Annotated in this window: 12 protein-coding genes; 5 read left to right on the top strand and 7 right to left on the bottom strand. The window is 65.9% G+C overall.

Translation table 11 applies throughout. From position 1 onward, the window contains the following. Positions 1–13 precede the first annotated feature (13 nt). The 3 genes from MacB4_RS09180 to MacB4_RS09190 form a co-directional block, all read right to left on the bottom strand. Positions 14–1417: an NAD(P)(+) transhydrogenase (Re/Si-specific) subunit beta gene (locus tag MacB4_RS09180; RefSeq protein ID WP_206863538.1), complete on the bottom strand. Its 1404-nt coding sequence runs from the start codon at positions 1415–1417 to the stop codon at positions 14–16. A gap of 2 nt (positions 1418–1419) precedes the next feature. Beyond that, a complete protein-coding gene (locus tag MacB4_RS09185; protein ID WP_206863539.1) occupies positions 1420–1746 on the bottom strand; it encodes an NAD(P) transhydrogenase subunit alpha in 327 nt (108 codons plus the stop codon). Between the two features lie 222 nt (positions 1747–1968). Next, complete coding sequence (locus MacB4_RS09190; protein WP_242529216.1) at positions 1969–3120, bottom strand: class I SAM-dependent methyltransferase; 1152 nt, start codon at positions 3118–3120, stop codon at positions 1969–1971. Between the two features lie 203 nt (positions 3121–3323). Here MacB4_RS09190 and MacB4_RS09195 point away from each other — a divergent pair, with 203 nt between their 5' ends. Continuing rightward, positions 3324–3776, top strand: a complete 453-nt coding sequence (locus MacB4_RS09195; RefSeq protein ID WP_206863540.1) for a DoxX family protein — start codon at positions 3324–3326, stop codon at positions 3774–3776. Here the strand turns inward: MacB4_RS09195 and MacB4_RS09200 are convergent. The 4 genes from MacB4_RS09200 to MacB4_RS09215 form a co-directional block, all read right to left on the bottom strand. Next, positions 3762–4646, bottom strand: coding sequence for a cation diffusion facilitator family transporter (locus MacB4_RS09200; protein ID WP_206863541.1), 885 nt, complete (start codon positions 4644–4646; stop codon positions 3762–3764). The genes MacB4_RS09195 and MacB4_RS09200 overlap by 15 nt on opposite strands. Before the next feature lie 50 nt (positions 4647–4696). Next, positions 4697–6517: an ABC transporter ATP-binding protein gene (locus tag MacB4_RS09205; protein WP_206863542.1), complete on the bottom strand. Its 1821-nt coding sequence runs from the start codon at positions 6515–6517 to the stop codon at positions 4697–4699. Between the two features lie 72 nt (positions 6518–6589). Beyond that, positions 6590–8026 (bottom strand): mannose-1-phosphate guanylyltransferase/mannose-6-phosphate isomerase, encoded by a 1437-nt coding sequence (locus MacB4_RS09210; protein WP_206863543.1) that lies wholly within the window; start codon positions 8024–8026, stop codon positions 6590–6592. A 317-nt stretch (positions 8027–8343) separates the two neighbouring features. Beyond that, the gene (locus MacB4_RS09215; protein WP_206863544.1) at positions 8344–9375 is read right to left on the bottom strand and encodes a hypothetical protein; all 1032 of its coding nucleotides are present in this window, start codon (positions 9373–9375) and stop codon (positions 8344–8346) included. Between the two features lie 311 nt (positions 9376–9686). Here MacB4_RS09215 and MacB4_RS09220 point away from each other — a divergent pair, with 311 nt between their 5' ends. The 4 genes from MacB4_RS09220 to MacB4_RS09235 all read left to right on the top strand — a co-directional run bounded on the left by MacB4_RS09220 (position 9687) and on the right by MacB4_RS09235 (position 18777). Beyond that, positions 9687–11879 (top strand): filamentous hemagglutinin N-terminal domain-containing protein, encoded by a 2193-nt coding sequence (locus tag MacB4_RS09220; protein WP_206863545.1) that lies wholly within the window; start codon positions 9687–9689, stop codon positions 11877–11879. Positions 11880–12555: 676 nt separating this feature from the next. Beyond that, on the top strand, positions 12556–13242 hold the full coding sequence (locus MacB4_RS11285; protein ID WP_242529382.1) for a transposase: 687 nt from the start codon (positions 12556–12558) through the stop codon (positions 13240–13242). A 1061-nt stretch (positions 13243–14303) separates the two neighbouring features. Further along, positions 14304–16529, top strand: a complete 2226-nt coding sequence (locus MacB4_RS09230) for a filamentous hemagglutinin N-terminal domain-containing protein (protein ID WP_206863546.1) — start codon at positions 14304–14306, stop codon at positions 16527–16529. Between the two features lie 256 nt (positions 16530–16785). Next, positions 16786–18777 carry a glycosyltransferase family 9 protein gene (locus tag MacB4_RS09235; RefSeq protein WP_206863547.1) on the top strand — a complete coding sequence of 664 codons (1992 nt, stop codon included), beginning with the start codon at positions 16786–16788 and terminating at the stop codon, positions 18775–18777. Positions 18778–18830 lie beyond the last annotated feature (53 nt).

Here is an 18830-nt window from a genome sequence, read left to right on the forward strand (position 1 = left end):
CGGCCAGGCACGGTCAGTGCTGGCCGACCAGCTCCTTGATCGACTGGAGCATCTGGATGAGCACCTGCTGGGCGTCTCCGTAGACCATCCGGCAGTTGTCGGCCAGAAAGAGCGGGTTCTCGACCCCCGCGTAGCCCTTCCCCTGGCCGCGCTTGATCACGTAGACCTGACGGGCCTTGTCGACGTCGAGGATCGGCATCCCATAGATCGGCGAGCCCTTCTCGGTCCGGGCCGCGGGATTGATGATGTCGTTGGCCCCCACCACCAGAGCCACGTCGGTCGCGGGAAACTCCTCGTTGATCTCCTCGAGGCCGACGATCATCTCGTAGGGGACCCCCGCTTCGGCCAGCAGCACGTCCATGTGGCCCGGCATCCGGCCCGCCACCGGGTGGATCGCGAACTTGACGTCCGCTCCTTCCTCCTGGAGCCGCTTGGCCAGCTCGTAGAGCTTCTGCTGGGCGTGGGCGGCGGCCAGCCCGTAGCCCGGAACAAAGATCACCTTGCGGGCATAGCAGAGAGTCGCCGCTGCATCCTCGGTGCTGATCGGCTTGAGCTGGCCGGTGACCTGGCTCGCCTCTTGCCCCGCATCGCCGAAGTTGCTGAAGAGGATGTTCCCGAGCGAGCGGTTCATGGCACGCGCCATGAGCAGGGTCAGCAGGCTGCCCGCCGCTCCCACGACCGTCCCGGCGATCATGAGCGCCGGATGGTTGAGGACGAACCCCTCGAAGCCGACCGCGATCCCCGTGCAGGCGTTGCAGAGCGAGATGACGACCGGCATGTCGGCTCCGCCAATGGGGAGCGTGATCAGCGCCCCGAAGAGAAGAGAGAAGCTGAAGAAGAGCAGGAGGAGATCCGGATTGGGGAGGAGAGCCGGCATTGCGGTGCCCGAGGCGACCGCCACCAGAAGCACGAGCCCGTTGCCGAGCTGGAGGAAGCGGGGCCGCCAGGGCTTGCGCAGCCTTCCCTCGAGCTTGGCCCACGCGATGAGCGACCCCGAGAACGAGAAGGAGCCGATGAAGCCCCCGGCGATCGCGATCGCAAGCCGGACGTTGCTCACGTCCGGGTGTGCGAGCAGCTCGATCCCCGCGATCGCGGCGGCCGCCGCTCCCCCCATCCCGTTGTAGAGGGCCACCATCTGCGGCATCGCGGTCAGCGGAACGCGCTCGCCCCGCCACCAGGACCAGCCGACTCCCAGGAGAAGCGCAAGACCGGCGAGTAAAAGGTTGACCGGCAGATGGGCCCGGGCCTCCCCGCCGACGCCGAAGACGTAGAGGAAGCTTGCCAGCGTCACGACGAGCATTCCGATTCCCGCAAGCACGATCCCGGAGCTCGCCGTGGCGGGCGAGGACATCCGCTTGAGCCCGTAGATGAGCAGGAAGGCCGTGACCAGGTCACAGAACTGCAGAAGGAACTCCATCGCTACCTCTTTCGCTCCGGCTGGCCTTTCGCCGCCTTTCCGGAATGGAACATCCGGAGCATCCGGACGGTGACCACGTATCCTCCGGCGGCGTTCGCCGCCCCGAAGAGCACCCCGAGGAAGCCGATCGCCTGCTCCGCGAGGGTCGTTGCGTGGAGCAGCGCGTAGAGCGCTCCCACGACCACGATGCCGTGGATGAAGTTGGAGCCCGACATGAGCGGGGTGTGGAGGATCGCGGGCACCCGTGAAATCACCTCGTAGCCGGCAAAGGCGGCCAGGAGGAAGAGGTAGATCGCCAGAAACCCGGTGAGCGCGGTTGGTCCATCCATGGATAGGTTCTCCGATTCGAGTAGGAGGCTCTTATGTGCCCGGCTGGGTGGAGGGCTGGGCGCATCGCTCCCGGCTTTCCGTAGTCGCGGGGGCTTCCTCCGACTGGTTTCTCCCGAGGTGCCGGGAGGCTTGCCGCTGGAACATGCCGGGAAGTCTAGTGAGGCCAGTGGGGCTTCGCCAACTACAAAGAGCGCGGAGCGCAAAGGAAAGGGCCACGCGGGCTACGCAACGGCGGATGACGATGGGGAAGCCTCGATTCCCGCGGATGGGGAAGCGAGATGCCTCTCCCTTTCGGAAGTCGAGGGGGCACCGGATCCCTCGCGAGGCTTCTCGGCCTCGATCCACTTCACGATGTCGAGGTAGACGTTCTCCTCCGCGAGCAGGGAAAAGCCCGCCGTCCGGACGGTGCCCACGGTCTCCCGATTGAGAGCGGGACCCACGAGGCGGGAGAGGGGGGTCATCCCGTCCAGGAGAATGCCCACGGGGCCGATCCGGCTTCGCACATGCTCGAAAAGGAAGAAGCGGCCTCCCGGTTGGAGCACCCGGTAGATCTCTCGAAGGCCGGCCAAGGGATCGGGAACCGAGCAGAAGGTGCAGACGGCCAGCGCCTCCTCGAAGGAGGCATCGGCGAAGGGAAGGTGCTGGACATCGGCTTCGCGCAGATCGATCTTGCCCGCATAGCGGCCCGCCTTGACCGAAGCCTGGGCGAGCATGGCGGGGCTGATGTCCACCGCCGTCACCGACAGCCCGCTCGGCAGGTAGGCGAAGTCATTCCCGGTTCCGGCGCCGACGAAGAGGAGCTTGCCTTCCAGTCGCGCGAAGAGCCGGCGCTTCTCCGGGCCGAAGCGCTGGTCGTCGGCCCAGGTGAGCCGGTCGAAGAATCGGCTCGCCGCATCCCACTTGCTTCGCGTCGAGGAGCGGGCCTTCTCGAGCGATTCTCCAGAAGGACCGTTGACGGGCCCACGCAGGATCCGGTCGTAGAGATGGACACCTGCTACCACGATCGCTCCGAAGAGGGCCCCGACGCCCAGGGCGCCGGGCCAGGTTGGGGAGCCGGCTCCCATCGAGTCGCGCATGGCAAAGAGCATTCCCCCATACATTCCGATCCATGCTCCCGGAACCATGGTCTGGAACATGCCAAGCAGGGGCCCGAGAACGAGCCCGAGCAAAAGGTGGATCGCCATGCCCAGGGCCATGCCGAGCACCATCGCGAGCACCATGTCGAAGCCGGGTCCCACCAGCCCCCGGACGGCTCCGGCCACGATCGTCCCGGTGAGCATGCCCGCCAGGTAATCTCCGAGCGGGAAGAGGGAGGAGCGGCTCAAGCTCTGGTCATCCTTCGGCACGGCGCGGGGCGTTTTGGGCAGAGTCAATGCCTCATTCTCTTTCCGACGTCCCTTTCGGACAAGGCGGAAAAGCAACCATGGGGAGAAGCGCGAGGGCGGGTCAGGGAGGCCTTTGAGAAGATACGGCTCCGCCATCGCCCCATCTCAATCGGTTCTGCTTGTCTCCCTCTCGCGATTCCGGATATGACAGCTCGGTTGCAAGGCGGGCGGACCAAGAGGAGGAACTTCGCATGAACCCATTTTCCGGCATTCTCTCGACCCGGCGCTCGCTGGGTCCCTTGCTTCTCCGCTTGGGCCTGGCAATCGTCTTTTTCCCCCATGGGGCGCAGAACGTCCTCGGCTGGTTCGGGGGCAAGGGGCTCTCGGGCAGCACGGCCTTCCTCCATCAGGCTCTCCATGTTCCCATGGTCTACGCCCAGGCCGCGGTCTGGACCCAGCTCTTGGCGCCGCTTGCGCTCGCTCTAGGGTGCTTCACCCGGCTCGCCGCGTTCGCCCTCGGAGGGACGATGGCGGTGGCCGCCCTCCTCGTTCATCTCCCGTACGGATTCTTCATGAACTGGTTCGGGACCCAGGCCGGAGAGGGGTTCGAGTTCCATATCCTGGCGATCTCGGGCTGCCTCTGCCTGCTCTTTACCGGGGGAGGCTCCCTCTCCCTCGACCACCGCGTCTCAGGCGAGCTCTGAGCGGGGGCTCCTCCCTTCCTCGACGGGCTCGACATGGACCGTGACCGAGGCCTGCGGCACGGTCCGCCGGACCACCGCCTCCATCCGGTCGCAGAGCTCGTGCGCCTCCCGGACGGCGAGCGATCCCGGAAGGACCAAGGTGAACTCGACGAAGACCGTCCGGCCCGCCCTCCGGCTGCGCAGCCCCTGGACCTGCGCGAACGGCGGGCCTTCCCGGGCGAGGCTCGCCTCGATCGCGGCCACGGTCGCGGGCGAGAGACCCTCGTCGATCAGCCCGCCAAGCGAGTCGCGCACGAGCCGGTAGCCGGTCCAGAGAATATTCCCCGCCAGGAGCAGGCCGAGCAGCGGATCGAGCCGCCAGAGACCGGTGAGCTTGGCCGCGGCCAGCCCGAGGACCATCCCGAGGGAAGTGACGACGTCGGTCCAGAGATGGATGCCATCGGCCGAGAGGGCGGGGGAGCTCTCCTTCCGTGCCCGGGCCAGGAGATACCATCCCAAGGCGCCATTGACCACCGTCGATCCGGCCGAAAGCGCGATCCCCTCGGTCAGCCGCGGAAGCGGCTCAGGCGAGAAGAGCCGCCGGAAAGCGCCCAGGAGGATCAGCACCGCCGCCACCGCGATCAGCCCTCCCTCGAAGCCCGCCGAGAGATACTCGGCCTTCGTATGGCCGTAGGGGTGGTTGCGATCGGGAGGGGCCGAGGAGACGCGCAGGGCCAGGCTGGCCGCCGCGGCTCCGGCGACGTTGACGACCGACTCGAGGGCATCGGAGTAGAGAGCGACCGAGCCCGTCAACCGGTAGGCCAGGAACTTGACGGCGAGGACCAGCAGTCCTACCCCCAGGCTGAGCGCTCCGGCGGCCGTCGCCGTCATTCCGCTACGCTAGCTCCACCATCGCCTTTCGGCAAGCCGGGCGGACCCGGTCAGGCGGCGACGGCGCAGAGGCCCTGCTTCTCGGCGAGCCGGCGGAAGGGACCGTCGGCTTCCAGCAGGTCGGCGTAGGTGCCGCGCTGCACGATCCGGCCCCCGTCCAGGACGAGGATCCAGTCCGAGGAAGCCAAGGTCGAGAGCCGGTGGGCGATCACCACGACGGTCCGCCCCTGCTCCAGCGACTCGATCGAGCTTTGGATCTGCCTCTCGCTATGCGAGTCGAGGTTCGAGGTCGCCTCGTCGAGGATCAGGATGGGCGCGTTCCGGATGAACGCCCGGGCGATCGAGAGCCGCTGGCGCTGTCCCCCGGAGAGCCGCACCCCGCGCTCGCCGATCTTGGTGTGATAGCCGTGCGGGAGCTGGGAGAGGAACTCGTGCGCCCCGGCCATCCGGGCCGCCTCCTCGATCTGCTCGGGGGTGGCGTGCGGGTTGCCGATCGCGATGTTCTCGGCCGCAGTCAGGTTGAAGATCACGACGTCCTGGCTCACCAGCGAAAAGAGTCCCCGGGCATCCTGGAGCTTGAGCTCCCGCAGGTCCTGCCCGTCGATCCGGATCGCTCCCTCGACCGGGTCGTAGAACCGGAGGAGAAGGCTCGTGATCGTGCTCTTGCCCGCCCCGCTCGGACCCGCGATCCCGACCTTCGCCCCCCGCGGGACGGTGAAGGAGACATCCTCGAGCACGAGCCGGTTCCCGTAGTGGAAGGAGACATGATCGAAAACGACCCCCTCGCGAAACTCCCGGACCGGGATGGGATGCTTGGCTTCCTGGACGCTCGCGGGCGTTTCGAGCAGCTCGCTCAGCCGCCGCGCGCTCATCGCCCCTTCCTGGATCTTCACGTTGGCGTCGGCCAGCCGCCGGATCGGGGCGAAGAAGAGGAGGGCGCCGTTGGCGACCACCGCCATGTTGGCGATGCTCACGTGCTGCCAGACGACCGTCAGGATGAGGAGCGAGAGCGCCAGGCTTGCGATCACGTCGATCGAGGGGCTGACCAGCGAGCTCGAGGTGTTCATCTTCGCGTTCTGCCGCGCCAGGTCGTTGGCCTGCTTCCGGAACCGGTCGGCGTTCCGCTTTTCCAGGGAGAACGCCTTGATCACATGCACCCCCGCCACCGATTCCAGCAGGAGGTTGTTCTGCTCGACCGCGGTCGAGACGATCTTGGCGGCACTCTGGCGGACCCTCCCCGAGAGCATCAGCGCCGGGATGATGCAGACCGGGATGAGCAGCCCCGCAACCAGGGTGAGCCGCCCGTCGATCGCCGCGCACGAGATGAGGATGGCCAGCAGGGTGAAGGGGTCCTTCGCGACGTCGGTGAAGAGGATGCTGATCGACTGGTAGAACCCCTGCGTGTCGTTGAGGATCCGCACCGAGAGGTCCCCCGTCGTCGACCGGTGGTAGAAGTCCATCGAAAGCGTGTGGAGCTTTTCCAGGACGGCGGTCTGGAGGTCGGCCACGATGCGCCCGGCGGCCAGGTTCATGAAGTAGGCGTTGGCGAGCCGGAAGAGCCCACGCACCAGCGCGACCCCCGGCAGGAGCAGGAGGCCCCCAAGGATGCGCTTCCCGTCGAGCTCCGCTCCCATCTTGGGCATCCACTGCCGCAGGATCTCGGTGATCGATTGCCGGGAGTGGTGGGGATCCGCTGGTGCGCCCAGCCCGGGCGCACCCAGGAAGTTGTCGATCGCGGCCTTGAGCACGAAGAGGTAGGTGCCGTTGATCGAGGCGAAGACCAGGCCCGTGAGCACGCCCGCGGCCAGGACCTTCCAATGCTTGCGCAGGAAGGGCGCCGAGAATTGCAGAACCTTCCAGAGCTCCCGCATGTGTCCTCCTTTATCGAGTCCTCCGAACGGCGAAGCAAGCGGGATTTCTTGCGGCGGTTCCTTGGCGCCGGGCTAGGCTCTTCCGTAGCGGTCCTCGAAGCGGACGATGTCGTCCTCTCCCACGTAGTCGCCACACTGCACCTCGATGATCACCAGGTCGATGAGCCCCGGGTTCTCCAGCCGGTGGGTGACTCCCGCCGGGATGTAGGTCGACTCGTTCGGGCGGATGAGCCGCTCGCTCTCCCCCTGGGTCACCTGGGCCGTCCCCGAGACGACGACCCAGTGCTCGCTCCGGTGGTGGTGCATCTGGAGCGAGAGCGCCCGTCCCGGCCGGACGACGATCCGCTTGATCGCAAAGCGCGAACCCTGCTCGAGGACGGTGTAGGTCCCCCACGGCCGGTGGACCGTCCGGTGGAGGAGATGGGCGGGGTGTCCCCGCCGCCGCAGCTCGGCCACCACCGCCTCGACCTCCTGGTCCCGGTCCTTGGCGGCGACCAAGAGCGCATCGGGGGTGTCGACCACGAGCAGGTCGCGGACGCCCAGGACCGCCGTCAGGCGGTCGGGCGCATGGACCACGCACCCCTCGGCCTCCCGGAGGAGCCCCTCCCCGACGACCCGGTTCCCCTGGGCGTCGGCGGGAAGGAGGCTCGCGTAGCTCGACCAGGAACCGACGTCGCTCCAGGAAAAGGAAGCCGGCACGACCGCCACCTTCCGGGCCTTTTCCAGGACCGCGTAATCGACCGAGACCGACGGGAGCGAGCCAAACTCCTTGGGGAGCTCGACGATCTCCTCCTTTTCCTGCGCCCCGCAAAGAGAGGCCTCGACCCCCTGGGCGATCTCCGGGGCCGCCTCGGCCAGAGCGGCGAGGAAGGAGTCGGCCCGGAAGCAGAAGATTCCCGCGTTCCAGAAATGGCGGCCCGAGGCCGCAAAGGCTTCCGCCCGCTCCCGGTCGGGCTTCTCGATGAACCGGGCGACCGAGTGGCCGAGCGGAGCCCCCTTGGAGATCTCCTCTCCCCGCTCGACGTAGCCATATCCCGTGTGCGGGCCCTGCGGCACGATCCCGAAGGTGACCAAGTACCCGAGCCGGGCGAGCTCGGTCGCCCGGGCCACCGCCTCCCCGAACCCGGGTCCCTCCTCGATCAAGTGATCGGCCGGCAGGACGAGCAGCGTCGTCCCGGGCCCAAAGCGCTCCTGGAGCCACCGCGCCGCCGCTCCGATCGCCGGCGCCGTGTTCCTTCCCACCGGCTCCAGAAGATAGCGGAGCGGAGCCCCTTCCCCCTCTCGCGCGGCGATGTCCCTGGCTTGGAAGTAGTAGTCCCGGTGGATCACAGTCAGGGGATCGGCCGCCCCGGGAAGGGAGCGGGCCTGGGCGATCGCCCGGGCAAAGAGGGAGCGGCCGCCCGGGAGCTCAAGAAATGGCTTGGGCCTCCCCTTGCGGGAAAGCGGCCAGAGGCGGGTTCCGGCCCCGCCCGCCAGGATGACCGGAACGAGCGGTTCAGGGGTGCTCATGTGGGTGGCTCCCCTCCGGGCTAACGGGCGACCCGCGTCTTTCCAGCGCCCGGGGGCGCGTCCTTCTAATAAGAGAGTCCGGCGGAAGAGGCAATCGGAATTGTGCGGGCTCGCCTTGCCGGTCGTGGGTCGTGCGATCAACCGGATCGAGGCGCGGTGGGTCGTGCCGACGGGGCAAAACGCGATCCCGGGTTCGAAGGCGATGGGAGGCCTTTGGCAGCCGATCCTCGCCCGCCCCGCCCTGCTAGCCGGCAATTGGGCTGCCTCGGCAGATCCCAGAGCCGCCATCTCTCCGAGCGGCCTCTGGATGAGGAGGCTCAATGTCGGAAGAGGCCCAAGGCCAAGAGAGAGAGCATGAGGGCGACGAGCCAGTAGAACTGAGTCCGTAGCGCCTGCTCCACCCGCTCAAACCGGTGGTGCACGTCCCGGCGAAGCTCCTCGGATTGGGCATTGGCGCGTTCGAAGCGCTGGTCCATTTCCCGGCGAACCTCCTCGAATCGGGCATCGACTCGCTCAAACCGCTGATCGGTCGCATTTCGGAGCTCCTCGAATCGGGCGTCGACCCGCTCAAACCGCTGGCCCATTTCACTGTTGAGCTCCTCGAATCGGGCGTCGACCCGTTCGAACTTCTGGCTCGTTTCGGTTCGGAGCGCGCTCAGTTGGCCGTCGACCTGCTGGAAGCGCTGATCAGTCGCATTTCGGAGCTCTTCGAACCGGCTATCGACTCGCTCAAACCGCTGGCCCATTTCACTGTTGAGCTCCTCGAATCGGGCGTCGACCCGTTCGAACTTCTGGCTCGTTTCGGTTCGGAGCGCGCTCAGTTGGCCATCGACCTGCTGGAAGCGCTGATCGGTCGCATTTCGGAGCTCCTCGAATCGGGCGTCGACTCGCTCAAACCGCTGGCCCATTTCACTGTTGAGCTCCTCGAATCGGGCGTCGACCCGTTCGAACTTCTGGCTCGTTTCGGTTCGGAGCGCATTGAGTTGGCCGTCGACCTGCTGGAAGCGCTGATCGGTGGTGTTTCGGAGCTCCTCGAATCGGGCGTCGACCCGCTCAAACCGCTGATCGGTCGCATTTCGGAGCTCTTCGAACCGGCTATCGACTCGCTCAAACCGCTGGCCCATTTCACTGTTGAGCTCCTCGAATCGGGCGTCGACCCGCTCGAACCGCTGGCCCGTCTCTCTCCGGAGCTCATCGAGCTGCTGGCCGACCTCGCGCCGAAAGCCATCGAGCTTGGCTTCGATCGCCCCAAGGCGCTGCTCGACCGTCCCCAAGCGCTTGTCGATCTGCTCGTAGGCCCCTTCCAAGTGGGCGATCCGCGTCTTGAGGGTGTCGGTGGCGACGGGCATTCCGGGAAAGAGTAGCCTCTTGCCCAATGGCGGGCAAGGATGCGGGGAGGCTTGCTCCACGGATAAGGCCTCGGAAAGCCCCGAGGCGCGACCGGTGACGCAACCGGAGGCGCTTCGGGCGAGGATGGGCGAGAAACTTGACTGATCCTCTGGGTTGGGCGATAAGGAAACTCCCCCTCCCAGGAGGCTCTCGAGCGAGCGGAGCGGGCGGCTCTGCCTTGAGGTCGGCTACGCGATCACGCGGAAGATGGATGAATGCAAAATCAAGAACCAACGGGAATGGGATGAGGAAAACAAAGAGACGCTCACCATTGCGGACGCTTCTGGCGACAGCCCTCTCTGCGGCGCTGGCGCTGGGATGGGTTTCGGCTCAGGCGACCGTGGTTGCGCCCCTCCAGCTGCCGGGGCATGGGAGCGTGGTCGCCGGTAGCGCCTCGACGACAGGGAACTATGGGGCTGGTGGCACCGGACACATCATGGTCGGAGCGGCCAACACGGTCATCAACTGGGGCAATAGCGGCGGGACGATCGGGACTGGCCAGCCCGGGGGCTTCAATATCGGGGGAAGCGGGCATCTGGTCATCACCAATCCCGGCCAAGCGCTGCTCAACGTCGACGTGACGGGCAGCCCTTCGCAGATCTTGGGCATGCTCAATGCGAACGGCCCGGTCTTTGTCGCCAATGCCAATGGCATCACTGTCGGGAGTGGGGCGATGATTGTCGCTCCCGCGGGGATCAACCTGATCGCGGCAACCGTTGACGAGCAGCTCTTCGCCAGCACGGGGCAGCTGCCGATCCGCTTTGCCGCCTCTGGGCCATTGACCGTAGCCGGGAATCTCGTGGCCGCGGGAGGACCCGGGAGCTCGATCTTTCTCGCGGGCTCGGGTGCGGTGAACATCCTGCCGATCCCCAACGGGGCGGCACACTACTTCAAGCCCGGGACCAACGTGACGGTCGTCGGTGGGGTGGGCGGGACGCTCAATACGGCTACCGGCATCTTTACGCCGGCGGATGGCGCGGGAAGTGCCACCCCCTCGGCTTCCAGCCCGACGACGGTGACCCTCAACCTGGGCACCTCGGCGCACCCGTATGATCTGCGTCTCAGCGGTCCCAACGGTGCCACGCCGACGGTCGGAACGCTAGTCCTTGCCAATGGGAATATCGTCAACAACGGGGTGCTCACCAACAGCACCGGGAATGTCGTCCCGTACCTCCAGTGGACGGGAACGCTCACCAACAACGGGACGCTCCAGGCCCAGGTGGATGCCGCCGGGGTGGCCGGGCTGACCACCTTCTACGGCAACACCCCCTCGCTTCGCCCCTACGGTTCGCTTGTGAACAACGGGACGATCGCCACCAACAGCTCCGCTCCGTTGTACATCCGCCTCCCCGGGTCGGTGACCAACAGCAGTGGTGCCACCATCTCCAACGTGGGCGGCGATGTCCGGATCGATTCGGGCTACGGCTTCGCCAATCTGGCCTCGGGAGGCATCGTGAACCATGGATCGATCGTTGCTCTGGATAATGTCACCTTGATCGCGACCAACAACACGGGGAGCGGGCTCTATCCGATGGGCGGAGTCTATAGCGACGGGTCGATTCGAATCCTGGACAGTGCGGCGCACGCGAACGCGGCGCTGACGGTCGGGAGTACGACCGGCAACGCCTTCCTGGGTGGGACCGTGACGACGCCGAACGATGCGGCCGGATTGGCGAATGTCTATCTCTTCTCCGGAGCGAAGCCGCCAGCGACGTTCACGCTCGGAACGAATCTCAAGACCAACGCTGCGCAGTTCACTGGCGGCAGCCTGACGGGTGGGGGGACGCTCACGACCAACACCCTCTTCCTCGATGACTTCGTGGGGAACGTGAACAATGTGACCTCGCCGACCAACGATCTGGCCAACGGGTTCCACGTGGCCAACGGGTCGTCTGGGAACACAAACCTGATCGTTAGCTTGCCGACGACGAGCCAGGGGGCGATCGGGCGTCAGGTGGTGAATCTGAACGTGGCAGGGAATGCCACTCTCTTTTCCCATACCACCTCGACCTTCGTAAACGGGAGTGGTTCGACGGGAACCCTCCCGACCGAGGCGAACGTGGGCAGTAGCCTGCTCGTTCAGGCGAGCGGCAACCTGACGGTGAACCCGAGTGCATCTGGGCCTTTGAACTACGCGTTCTCCAGCGGCGCACTGGGCACTCACGGGTTCGTCTTCCCGGGTGGGATCGTGCTGATCGCGGGGAACACGCTCTCCTTGAACACGGTGGTCGACAACGGCTATGCGCCGACGGTGGGCGCGGGCCAGGGGATCTTCTTCCAGGCCCCGAAGATCATCACGACTGGGGCGCCGGTGATCACCAATGGCAACGCCTGGGTCAACTTCAGCACGCAGCCCTCGATCGTGCCGGCGATCTACGGGGTGGCCGCCGTCTCGGGCTCGACGACCAACTTCACGATCGTGCCCGATGCCTCCGCCTTCCATATCCGCCCGTACACGCCCTAAGGGTGTAGCCAAAAGGGATTGGGGATTCGGGGAAGGGGGGCTTTGGGCCCCCCTTCCTGCTCTCTGGGGCGCCGGCGGAGCCCGCGCTCCTCTAACAGGGGAGGGCAAGGAAGCGGCTGAGGCGCTAGCCGCCATTGCTCACGAAGGCCGACCAGAACGGGAAGCCAGAAAGCCGGCCAAAGAGCCTAGGAAAGGCCGCCTTTCCCTGGTATGCAGGGCGTGAACGAGACGTAATTACAACCAGGAGCAGAAGCGGCCGTTCCGGACAGAGGGGATCCAAGGGACTTTTGGGTGTACCGCCCATGTTTCGCGTCGGGGGAAAGCGGGATTGCCCTAGCTCGGGTTTCCTGCGATGGGGGTGCGATCCTCTGACGAGCAGCCGATCGGAAGATCGGTTGGTGAAGACAGCGGGAGCGCCGCTTCCGGGATCGACGCCGTCCGGGGCGCATAGTGCATCCGCTGCGGGAGATGCGGGTGCCGCGCATCTTCGGGAGGGCGCTGGGCTACCGAGGATCTCAATGACCCCGAGCAGCTTGCGTACCGATCCTCGGGTGGCTCTCCTAAGCGGCAAACGGGATCGGGAAGCGGATCTGGCGGGCAAGAGCACCCTCAAACCGCCTGGAACGGGTCGGTCGAAGCGAACGCTGCCACCAGATCGATTTCCTCGGCTGAAGCGATCGACCGGCTTTCGGTCGATCTCTCCCTTGAATCGCATCCCCAGGCTCCCAAGGAGGTGGTGCTCGGGTCGGATGCGACCGGCATCCCTCTTGACGGACAAGAGCCCGAGCGCTTCTTCCTTGGGGTTTCCGATGCGTATTGTGATTTGCCGCTCTCGATCTTCGCCCAAGATCAGCTCCTCGGCGTGCGGCTTCGGAGATCGAACCCGGATGCGGCGGAGGGATCCCTTGACCGAGATCCTCCGGATTGGGGTACCACTCCGCACCCATGGGCCCCGAGGGCAAGATCGTGCTCCGGGCCGACTCGGGGCTTCTGCCGGGAAGAGATCATGGCCTGGGGCGAAGCCAATCCGGTCGACTTCCTCTTTGGCCTGATTCGCAGCGAGCGCTTGTACCCTCCCATTGAGGCATGGATGGAGCAAGCCCATCGTCTGCACGAGTCCACGGGCAAGCCGGCTCGCGTCTTTTCCGAGTTTGCCGATCGCCCCTTGAGCCGCTGGTCGAGGGAGCGCCCAACTGCTCTCCAAAGCCGAGTAGTTGGAGAAAGGAAAGAATCCGCGCTTTGTCGTCCCCTCTCTTTCCACCGAGGAGGGGCCCGCCCAGGCCCAGGTCGACCCCCTCCGGCTCAAGCGCTGCAAGATCGGCACGCTGCCCTGTCAGCGTCCGACGCGTCCTCTTGTCGATGAGCAGCGCCTATCCTGGGAAGCCGCTCTTCCCCCAGGTCTTCCGGATGCTGCGTTGCAGAGCATCCACAAAAACCAGAGCGGTTCCCCCGGCAGCAGCGCCTCCCATCGGGCGGAGCCTTGCTCCCCAAGCGGATTTTTGCCCTGTACCGAGCTCGCAATCCGCCAAATCGAGCAACCATCTTGCTCGATCCCCGCGCACGAAGACCCTTTCCCCGCCGAAGTTCCTCGCCATCGACCCGGGCCTTCCGTTCTTCCGCGAAAGCTCGCGTTAGTGAGAAAAGGCGGCCAGGGCGAGCGCGATACCGGAAACGCCTTCCCGGGCGGGATCGCGCGCATTGCGGGGAAGACGCTGACCGGGAACACCATGGTCGACAACGGTCGGCCTCGAGCGTGGGGGCCGGCAGGGGATCTTCTTCCAGGCCCCCCCACCGTGATTCCGGCTCCGGTGATCCCCGGCGGCAATGCGTGCGTCCGCTGCAGCACGGCCCCTACGGCCCTTCCCACGATCTCCGCGGGCGATCTCTGCCGTGCACTTCTCGCCGGTCGCCTGGAGGGTCGTGACCCATCCCGCATCTTATCGCATCGGCTCCTGGGAGGCGAAGGGGGTGGCCAAGCCGATCTACCGTTTCCGGGAAAGGGAGGCTCTGGGCTCCTCTTCCTTCTTCCCGGGCGCCGGCGGAGCCCGGGATCCTGTTGCGCAGGGATGCCCCAGGAAGCCGCTCAGTCCTCAATCGAGAACTGCCTCTCCAAGGGGCTTCCCGGCCTCCCTCCGGTTGCGTCCCTCACGGGCGGCGGGCGCGCATGGGCGGAGCGTTCGTTCGCAAAGAGGCCCCAGAGGGCCCCGGGCAAGCTGCCCCGGAGGTAACCGAACGCGTTCGAGGCAACGGTGGATCGAATTTTTTCGCAAAACCAACTTGACGCATCCCCCGAAGTTACCCGATAACAGGCACCACGATGACCCTCGAGTGAGAGGTCGGGGTGGCTGTGCCAAGCGGCATGCGACCAAGGAATGAGACAGAATGATGGGACGAGGCATTCCAAAGCTTACAACCAAGGGGAATATGAAGAGGAAAACAAAGAGTTATCTCTCGGCACTGCGGACGCTGCTGGCGACAGCGGCCTTTGCGGGGCTGGGATTGGTTTCGGCTCGGGCGACGGTCTTTGGACCGCTCCAGCTGCCGGGACATGGGACGGCGTCGGGCGCGGGGGTATCCTCCGTGGGTCCCATCGTCAGCGGAACGCAGACGATCGGCTTGAATGCGGGCAACACGGTGATCAACTGGGCCGCCAGTGGAGGCACGATTAACACAAGCCAGCCGGGGGGGTTCAACATCGGCCAAAGTGCAACGTTGCACTTCTCGGGAGGTTTTGCTCCGCGGGCCGTCCTCAACGTGGACGTGAGCGGAAGTCCCTCGCAGATCTTTGGAACCTTGACTGGTGCGTTCAACTACTCGATCTTCGTGGCCAATGCGAACGGGATCACGGTGGGACCGAACGCGGTCATTTCGGCTCCGGCGGGCTTGGGCCTGATTGCGGCGAGCGTCAACACGGCGCAGTTCCTGATCAACGGCAACATCCCGGTGAGCTTTGCCAGCTCGGGTCCCTTGACTGTGCAGGGCAACCTGCAAGGGGTGGGTGGCTTCGTCCTGCTTGCGGGCTCGGGAGCGGTGAACGTCTCGCCGACCCAGAGTGTTTTCGGCACGACGTTCGCAACCAACAACGTGACAGTGATCGGCGGGGTGGGTGGGACCATTGTCCCGGCGTATAACATCGCCCCGACGTACACCCCCTCCGACGGTGCGGGGAGCCTGACGCCTTCGGCGACCACTCCGACGACCGTGACGCTCAACCTGGGTACCTCGGCGTTCGCGTATAACATGACGGGCCTGACGGTTCTGGCTAACGGGAACATCGTCAACAACGGTGTGCTTGGTGGAGTGTCCAACGCGCTCGGAACGGGTAACGGCAACGGTGGCGTATCCACGCTTCAGTGGACGGGAACGCTCACCAACAACGGGACGATCAATGCGGAGTTGGATAGCTACTTCGTCGGGGGCCAGGTCAACTTCCAGGGCAATACCTCGAGCTATCTTGCCTATGGCGGCTTGGTGAACAACGGGACGATCGCCACCAATAGCGGTAGCACGCTCTATGTCGATCTGCCGGGGACGATCATCAACAACGCGGGTGCGACGATCTCCAACGTGGGCGGATCGGTTAGCCTCTACGCGGGCGACGTGGACCTTCCGCTCTTCACTGGAGTGGGTGGTGCGGTGATCAACCATGGCTCGATCGTTGCATATCAGACCGTGGATCTCGAGGCTTCCAACTCGAACGGGACGGGGCCGAATCCGGGAGGTGGGGTCTTTAGCAATGGGTCGATCCAGTTCCTGAGCCCGAGCGCCCACAACAATTCCGAACTGTTTGTGGAAAGCTACACCGGCAACGCCTTCCTGGGCGGGACGGTGACGACTCCGAACGATCCGGCCGGCTTGTATCAGGCGGTTTTCCAATCCGGGCCGAATCCGGCTAACCTGTTCACGCTCGGAACCAACGTCACAGCGTACTATTCCTACTTCTATGGCGGGAGCCTGACGGGTCCGGGAACGCTCACGACGGCCAACCTCTACCTGGATGACTTCACGGGCAACGTGAACAACGTGACCTCGCCGACCAACTACTTGGCGAACGGGTTCCACGTGGCCAACGGGTCGTTTGGGAACACGAACATCACCATTGACTTGGCAACGACGAGCGAGGGAGCGGTCGGGCGTCAGGTGGTCAACCTGAACGTGGCGGGCAACGCGACGCTCACGTCCCACGACACCTCGACGTTCACGAACTCCTTGCTCGGGGTGACGCTCCTCCCGACCGAGGCGAACGCGGGCAGCAACCTGCTCGTTCAGGCGAGTGGCAACCTGACGGTGAACCCGAGCACGACCGGGCCACTGGATGCCTCTCTCTCGAACGCCGCGTTGGGCGTCAACGGGTTCGTCTTCCCGGGCGGGATCGTGCTGATCGCGGGGAACACGCTGACCTTGAACACGGTGGTCGACAACGGTTATGCGTCGACGGTGGGTGCAGGCCAGGGGATCTTCTTCCAGGCTCCGACCATCGTGACCACGGCTCCGGTGATCACCAGCGGCAATGCGTGGGTCAACTTCAGCACGGCTCCTACGACCGTTCCGGCGATCTACGCGGCGACTCCCGCCGTGAACTTCTCGCCGATCGCCTACACGATCGTGGCGAATCCTTCTGCCTATCACATCCGCCCGTACATGCCCTAAGGGTGTAGCGAAACGGATCTGCGGATTCGGGGAAGGGGGGCTTTGGGCCCCCCTTCCTGCTTTCTGGGGGCGGGTTGGGCGGAGCCCGCTCTGCCTTTCGGAAGCGGCTAAGGCGCCAATCGAGATTGACCCGTCCAAGGGCCTTTCCCTCGGGTCCGGTCGGGGGCTCCCTTGCGGGAGGTAGGCGGGCGACGGAAAATCATCGACAAATCGCCTCGGAAGCCCTAGAGGAGACCCCAGCCTTTTCGCACACGGCATGCCTTGGGTTTCCTACGCCGATCACTTTGAAGATCTCCTCCTCCACCGGTCGCTCGAAGAGGTCTCAGGGGGATTCTACGTCGATCTCGGGCCGGCCGATCCGGTGAAGAACTCGGTCACGAAGCCCTTTTCCGAGCGGGGATGGCGAGGCGTGAACGTCGTCGCCGATCGGAGCCTCTTCGAGAGCTTTTGCGCGGCGCGACCCGGCGATCTCACTCTGCTGGCGAGGTTCGCCTCCGAGCCGGGGGGTGGGCGTTCCGAGGAGGGCCTGATCCTCGAGGGAAAGGGGGGTGCCTTCTCCGGTCTGGACGCCGTCCTGGCCGAAGCTCCGCCCGAAGCCATCCACTTCCTGATCGCAGCGAGCAGGGGATGGGGGGACCGGCTCCTTCGTCGCTTCCCCTTCGCGCTGGCCAAACCGTGGATCGTGCTCCGGAGGGGGAGCGGCTCGGCCGAGGAGCCGAAGGCTGCCGTCGACGGGTTTCTCCTTTCCCAAGGGTATGCGCTTGCGCGTTCGGACGACGGCGGCCGCTTCTACTTGGCGCGAGAGCGGTCGGAGAAGAGAGTGCGGCTGGCGGCCGACCCCGGCGCCGGCGACGATTTCCTCCCCTTCCGCTACGCGGAGGAGATCGAGGGCCTCCGTCGGGAGCGGGCGGAGCTGCTTGGCCTGACGAGGCTCCTTTCGGGAGAGAACGAGCGATTCCATCGGGCGCGAGCCGCAAACCCCCTGCGCCGGCTGGAGCGGGCGCTGCGGGGGGTCTTCCGCAGGAAGGCGGGCGGCGAAGTGGGAGCGCCGCCGATCCTTGAGGCGTCTTCCGCGGACGGAGGCGCGCCGGTTTCCCCTCCGGAAGGCGGAACGGCGGCTCCTGCGGTGGGAGCCCTGGAGGTGCATCGCCTCTCGGGGGTGGGGAGGTACGGCGACCCGATGCCTGAGAAGCCGCGGATCCTGGTCCTGCAGCTCGACCACATCGGGGATTTCGTGACGAGGCTGCCGGCCTTCCGCCTCTTGCGCTCCCTATGGCCCGAGGCCCAAATCGACCTGATTTGTGGCCCCTGGAATCTCCCCCTGGCCAAGCAGAGCGGCTACTTTCAGCGGATCCTTCCCTTCGCGTTTTTTCCTGAGCAATCGGCCCAGTGCCGGCCGGATCCCTCCAGGGTGCGGCAGATCGGATCGGAGTTCGGGGCGGTCGCCGGAAGCCTGGGCGACTATGATCTCGCGATCGACCTGCGGATGGGAACCGAGACGAGAGGGCTCCTGGGCCTTGTCCCAGCCAAGCTTCGGGCCGGTTTTGCGGCTCCCGAGGCGGATGTCTTCCTGGACATTTCCCTGCCGGACCCCCGGGTCTTTGCGCCGGGGGAGAAGAACCGGCAGGGGCTCAATTGGGAGATTTCGGCTCTCTTGCTCGTCCGCGCGGTGGAAGCGGCCCTGATCCCGGCGGCGGCTGCCGCGAAGGCGGAGCGGCCGGGAGGACCACCGGCCCAGCGGCTGGTCGCGGTCGCGCCGGGGTCGGGAAGCACGGCCCGGAAGTGGAGCGTCCTGCACTACGCCGAGGTCTGCCGGAAGCTGACCCAGGAGCACCGATGCTCCATCCTGCTTCTGGGCGGCGCCGGCGACCGGGAGGATGCGGATCGGATCGCGCAGGGCATCCCCTCGGAGCGCTGCCGCAACCTGGTGGGCAAGGTCGCCCTCGCGGATCTGGCCGGATGCCTCTCCGAGGCGCGGGTGCTGGTCGGCAACAACTCGGGTGTGAGCCATATCGCGGCTTCGCTGGCTGGCATCCCGGTGGTGATCCCTTATGCGGGCACGGTCGACTTCCGGGTCTTCCATCCGGTGGGGAAAAAGGTGAGCGTGCTGCGGGTCCCCACCTCCTGCTCCCTCTGTGCTCTCTTGCGGGCGGAGGAGTGCCCTCATGCCCTGGCCTGCCTGGAGAGCATCCCCCCCGAAGCGGTGATCCGGGAAGTGCTCTTTTGGTTGGGAGAGGCGGAGGCGTAACCCGGATGCGGCACCGCATGGAGGGAGGCGACGGCCCGGGGCCGCAGGGGGCC

Origin of the sequence: Methylacidimicrobium sp. B4 (assembly GCF_017310545.1) — a bacterium.
Classification (GTDB): Bacteria; Verrucomicrobiota; Verrucomicrobiia; order Methylacidiphilales; family Methylacidiphilaceae; genus Methylacidimicrobium.

Coding starts and splice junctions, on each gene's coding strand:
- MacB4_RS09180 (WP_206863538.1), bottom strand. CDS start 1,417: ATGGAGTTCCTTCTGCAGTTCTGTGACCTGGTCACGGCCTTCCTGCTC.
- MacB4_RS09185 (WP_206863539.1), bottom strand. CDS start 1,746: ATGGATGGACCAACCGCGCTCACCGGGTTTCTGGCGATCTACCTCTTC.
- MacB4_RS09195 (WP_206863540.1), top strand. CDS start 3,324: ATGAACCCATTTTCCGGCATTCTCTCGACCCGGCGCTCGCTGGGTCCC.
- MacB4_RS09200 (WP_206863541.1), bottom strand. CDS start 4,646: ATGACGGCGACGGCCGCCGGAGCGCTCAGCCTGGGGGTAGGACTGCTG.
- MacB4_RS09205 (WP_206863542.1), bottom strand. CDS start 6,517: ATGCGGGAGCTCTGGAAGGTTCTGCAATTCTCGGCGCCCTTCCTGCGC.
- MacB4_RS09210 (WP_206863543.1), bottom strand. CDS start 8,026: ATGAGCACCCCTGAACCGCTCGTTCCGGTCATCCTGGCGGGCGGGGCC.
- MacB4_RS09215 (WP_206863544.1), bottom strand. CDS start 9,375: ATGCCCGTCGCCACCGACACCCTCAAGACGCGGATCGCCCACTTGGAA.
- MacB4_RS09230 (WP_206863546.1), top strand. CDS start 14,304: ATGAAGAGGAAAACAAAGAGTTATCTCTCGGCACTGCGGACGCTGCTG.
- MacB4_RS09235 (WP_206863547.1), top strand. CDS start 16,786: ATGCCTTGGGTTTCCTACGCCGATCACTTTGAAGATCTCCTCCTCCAC.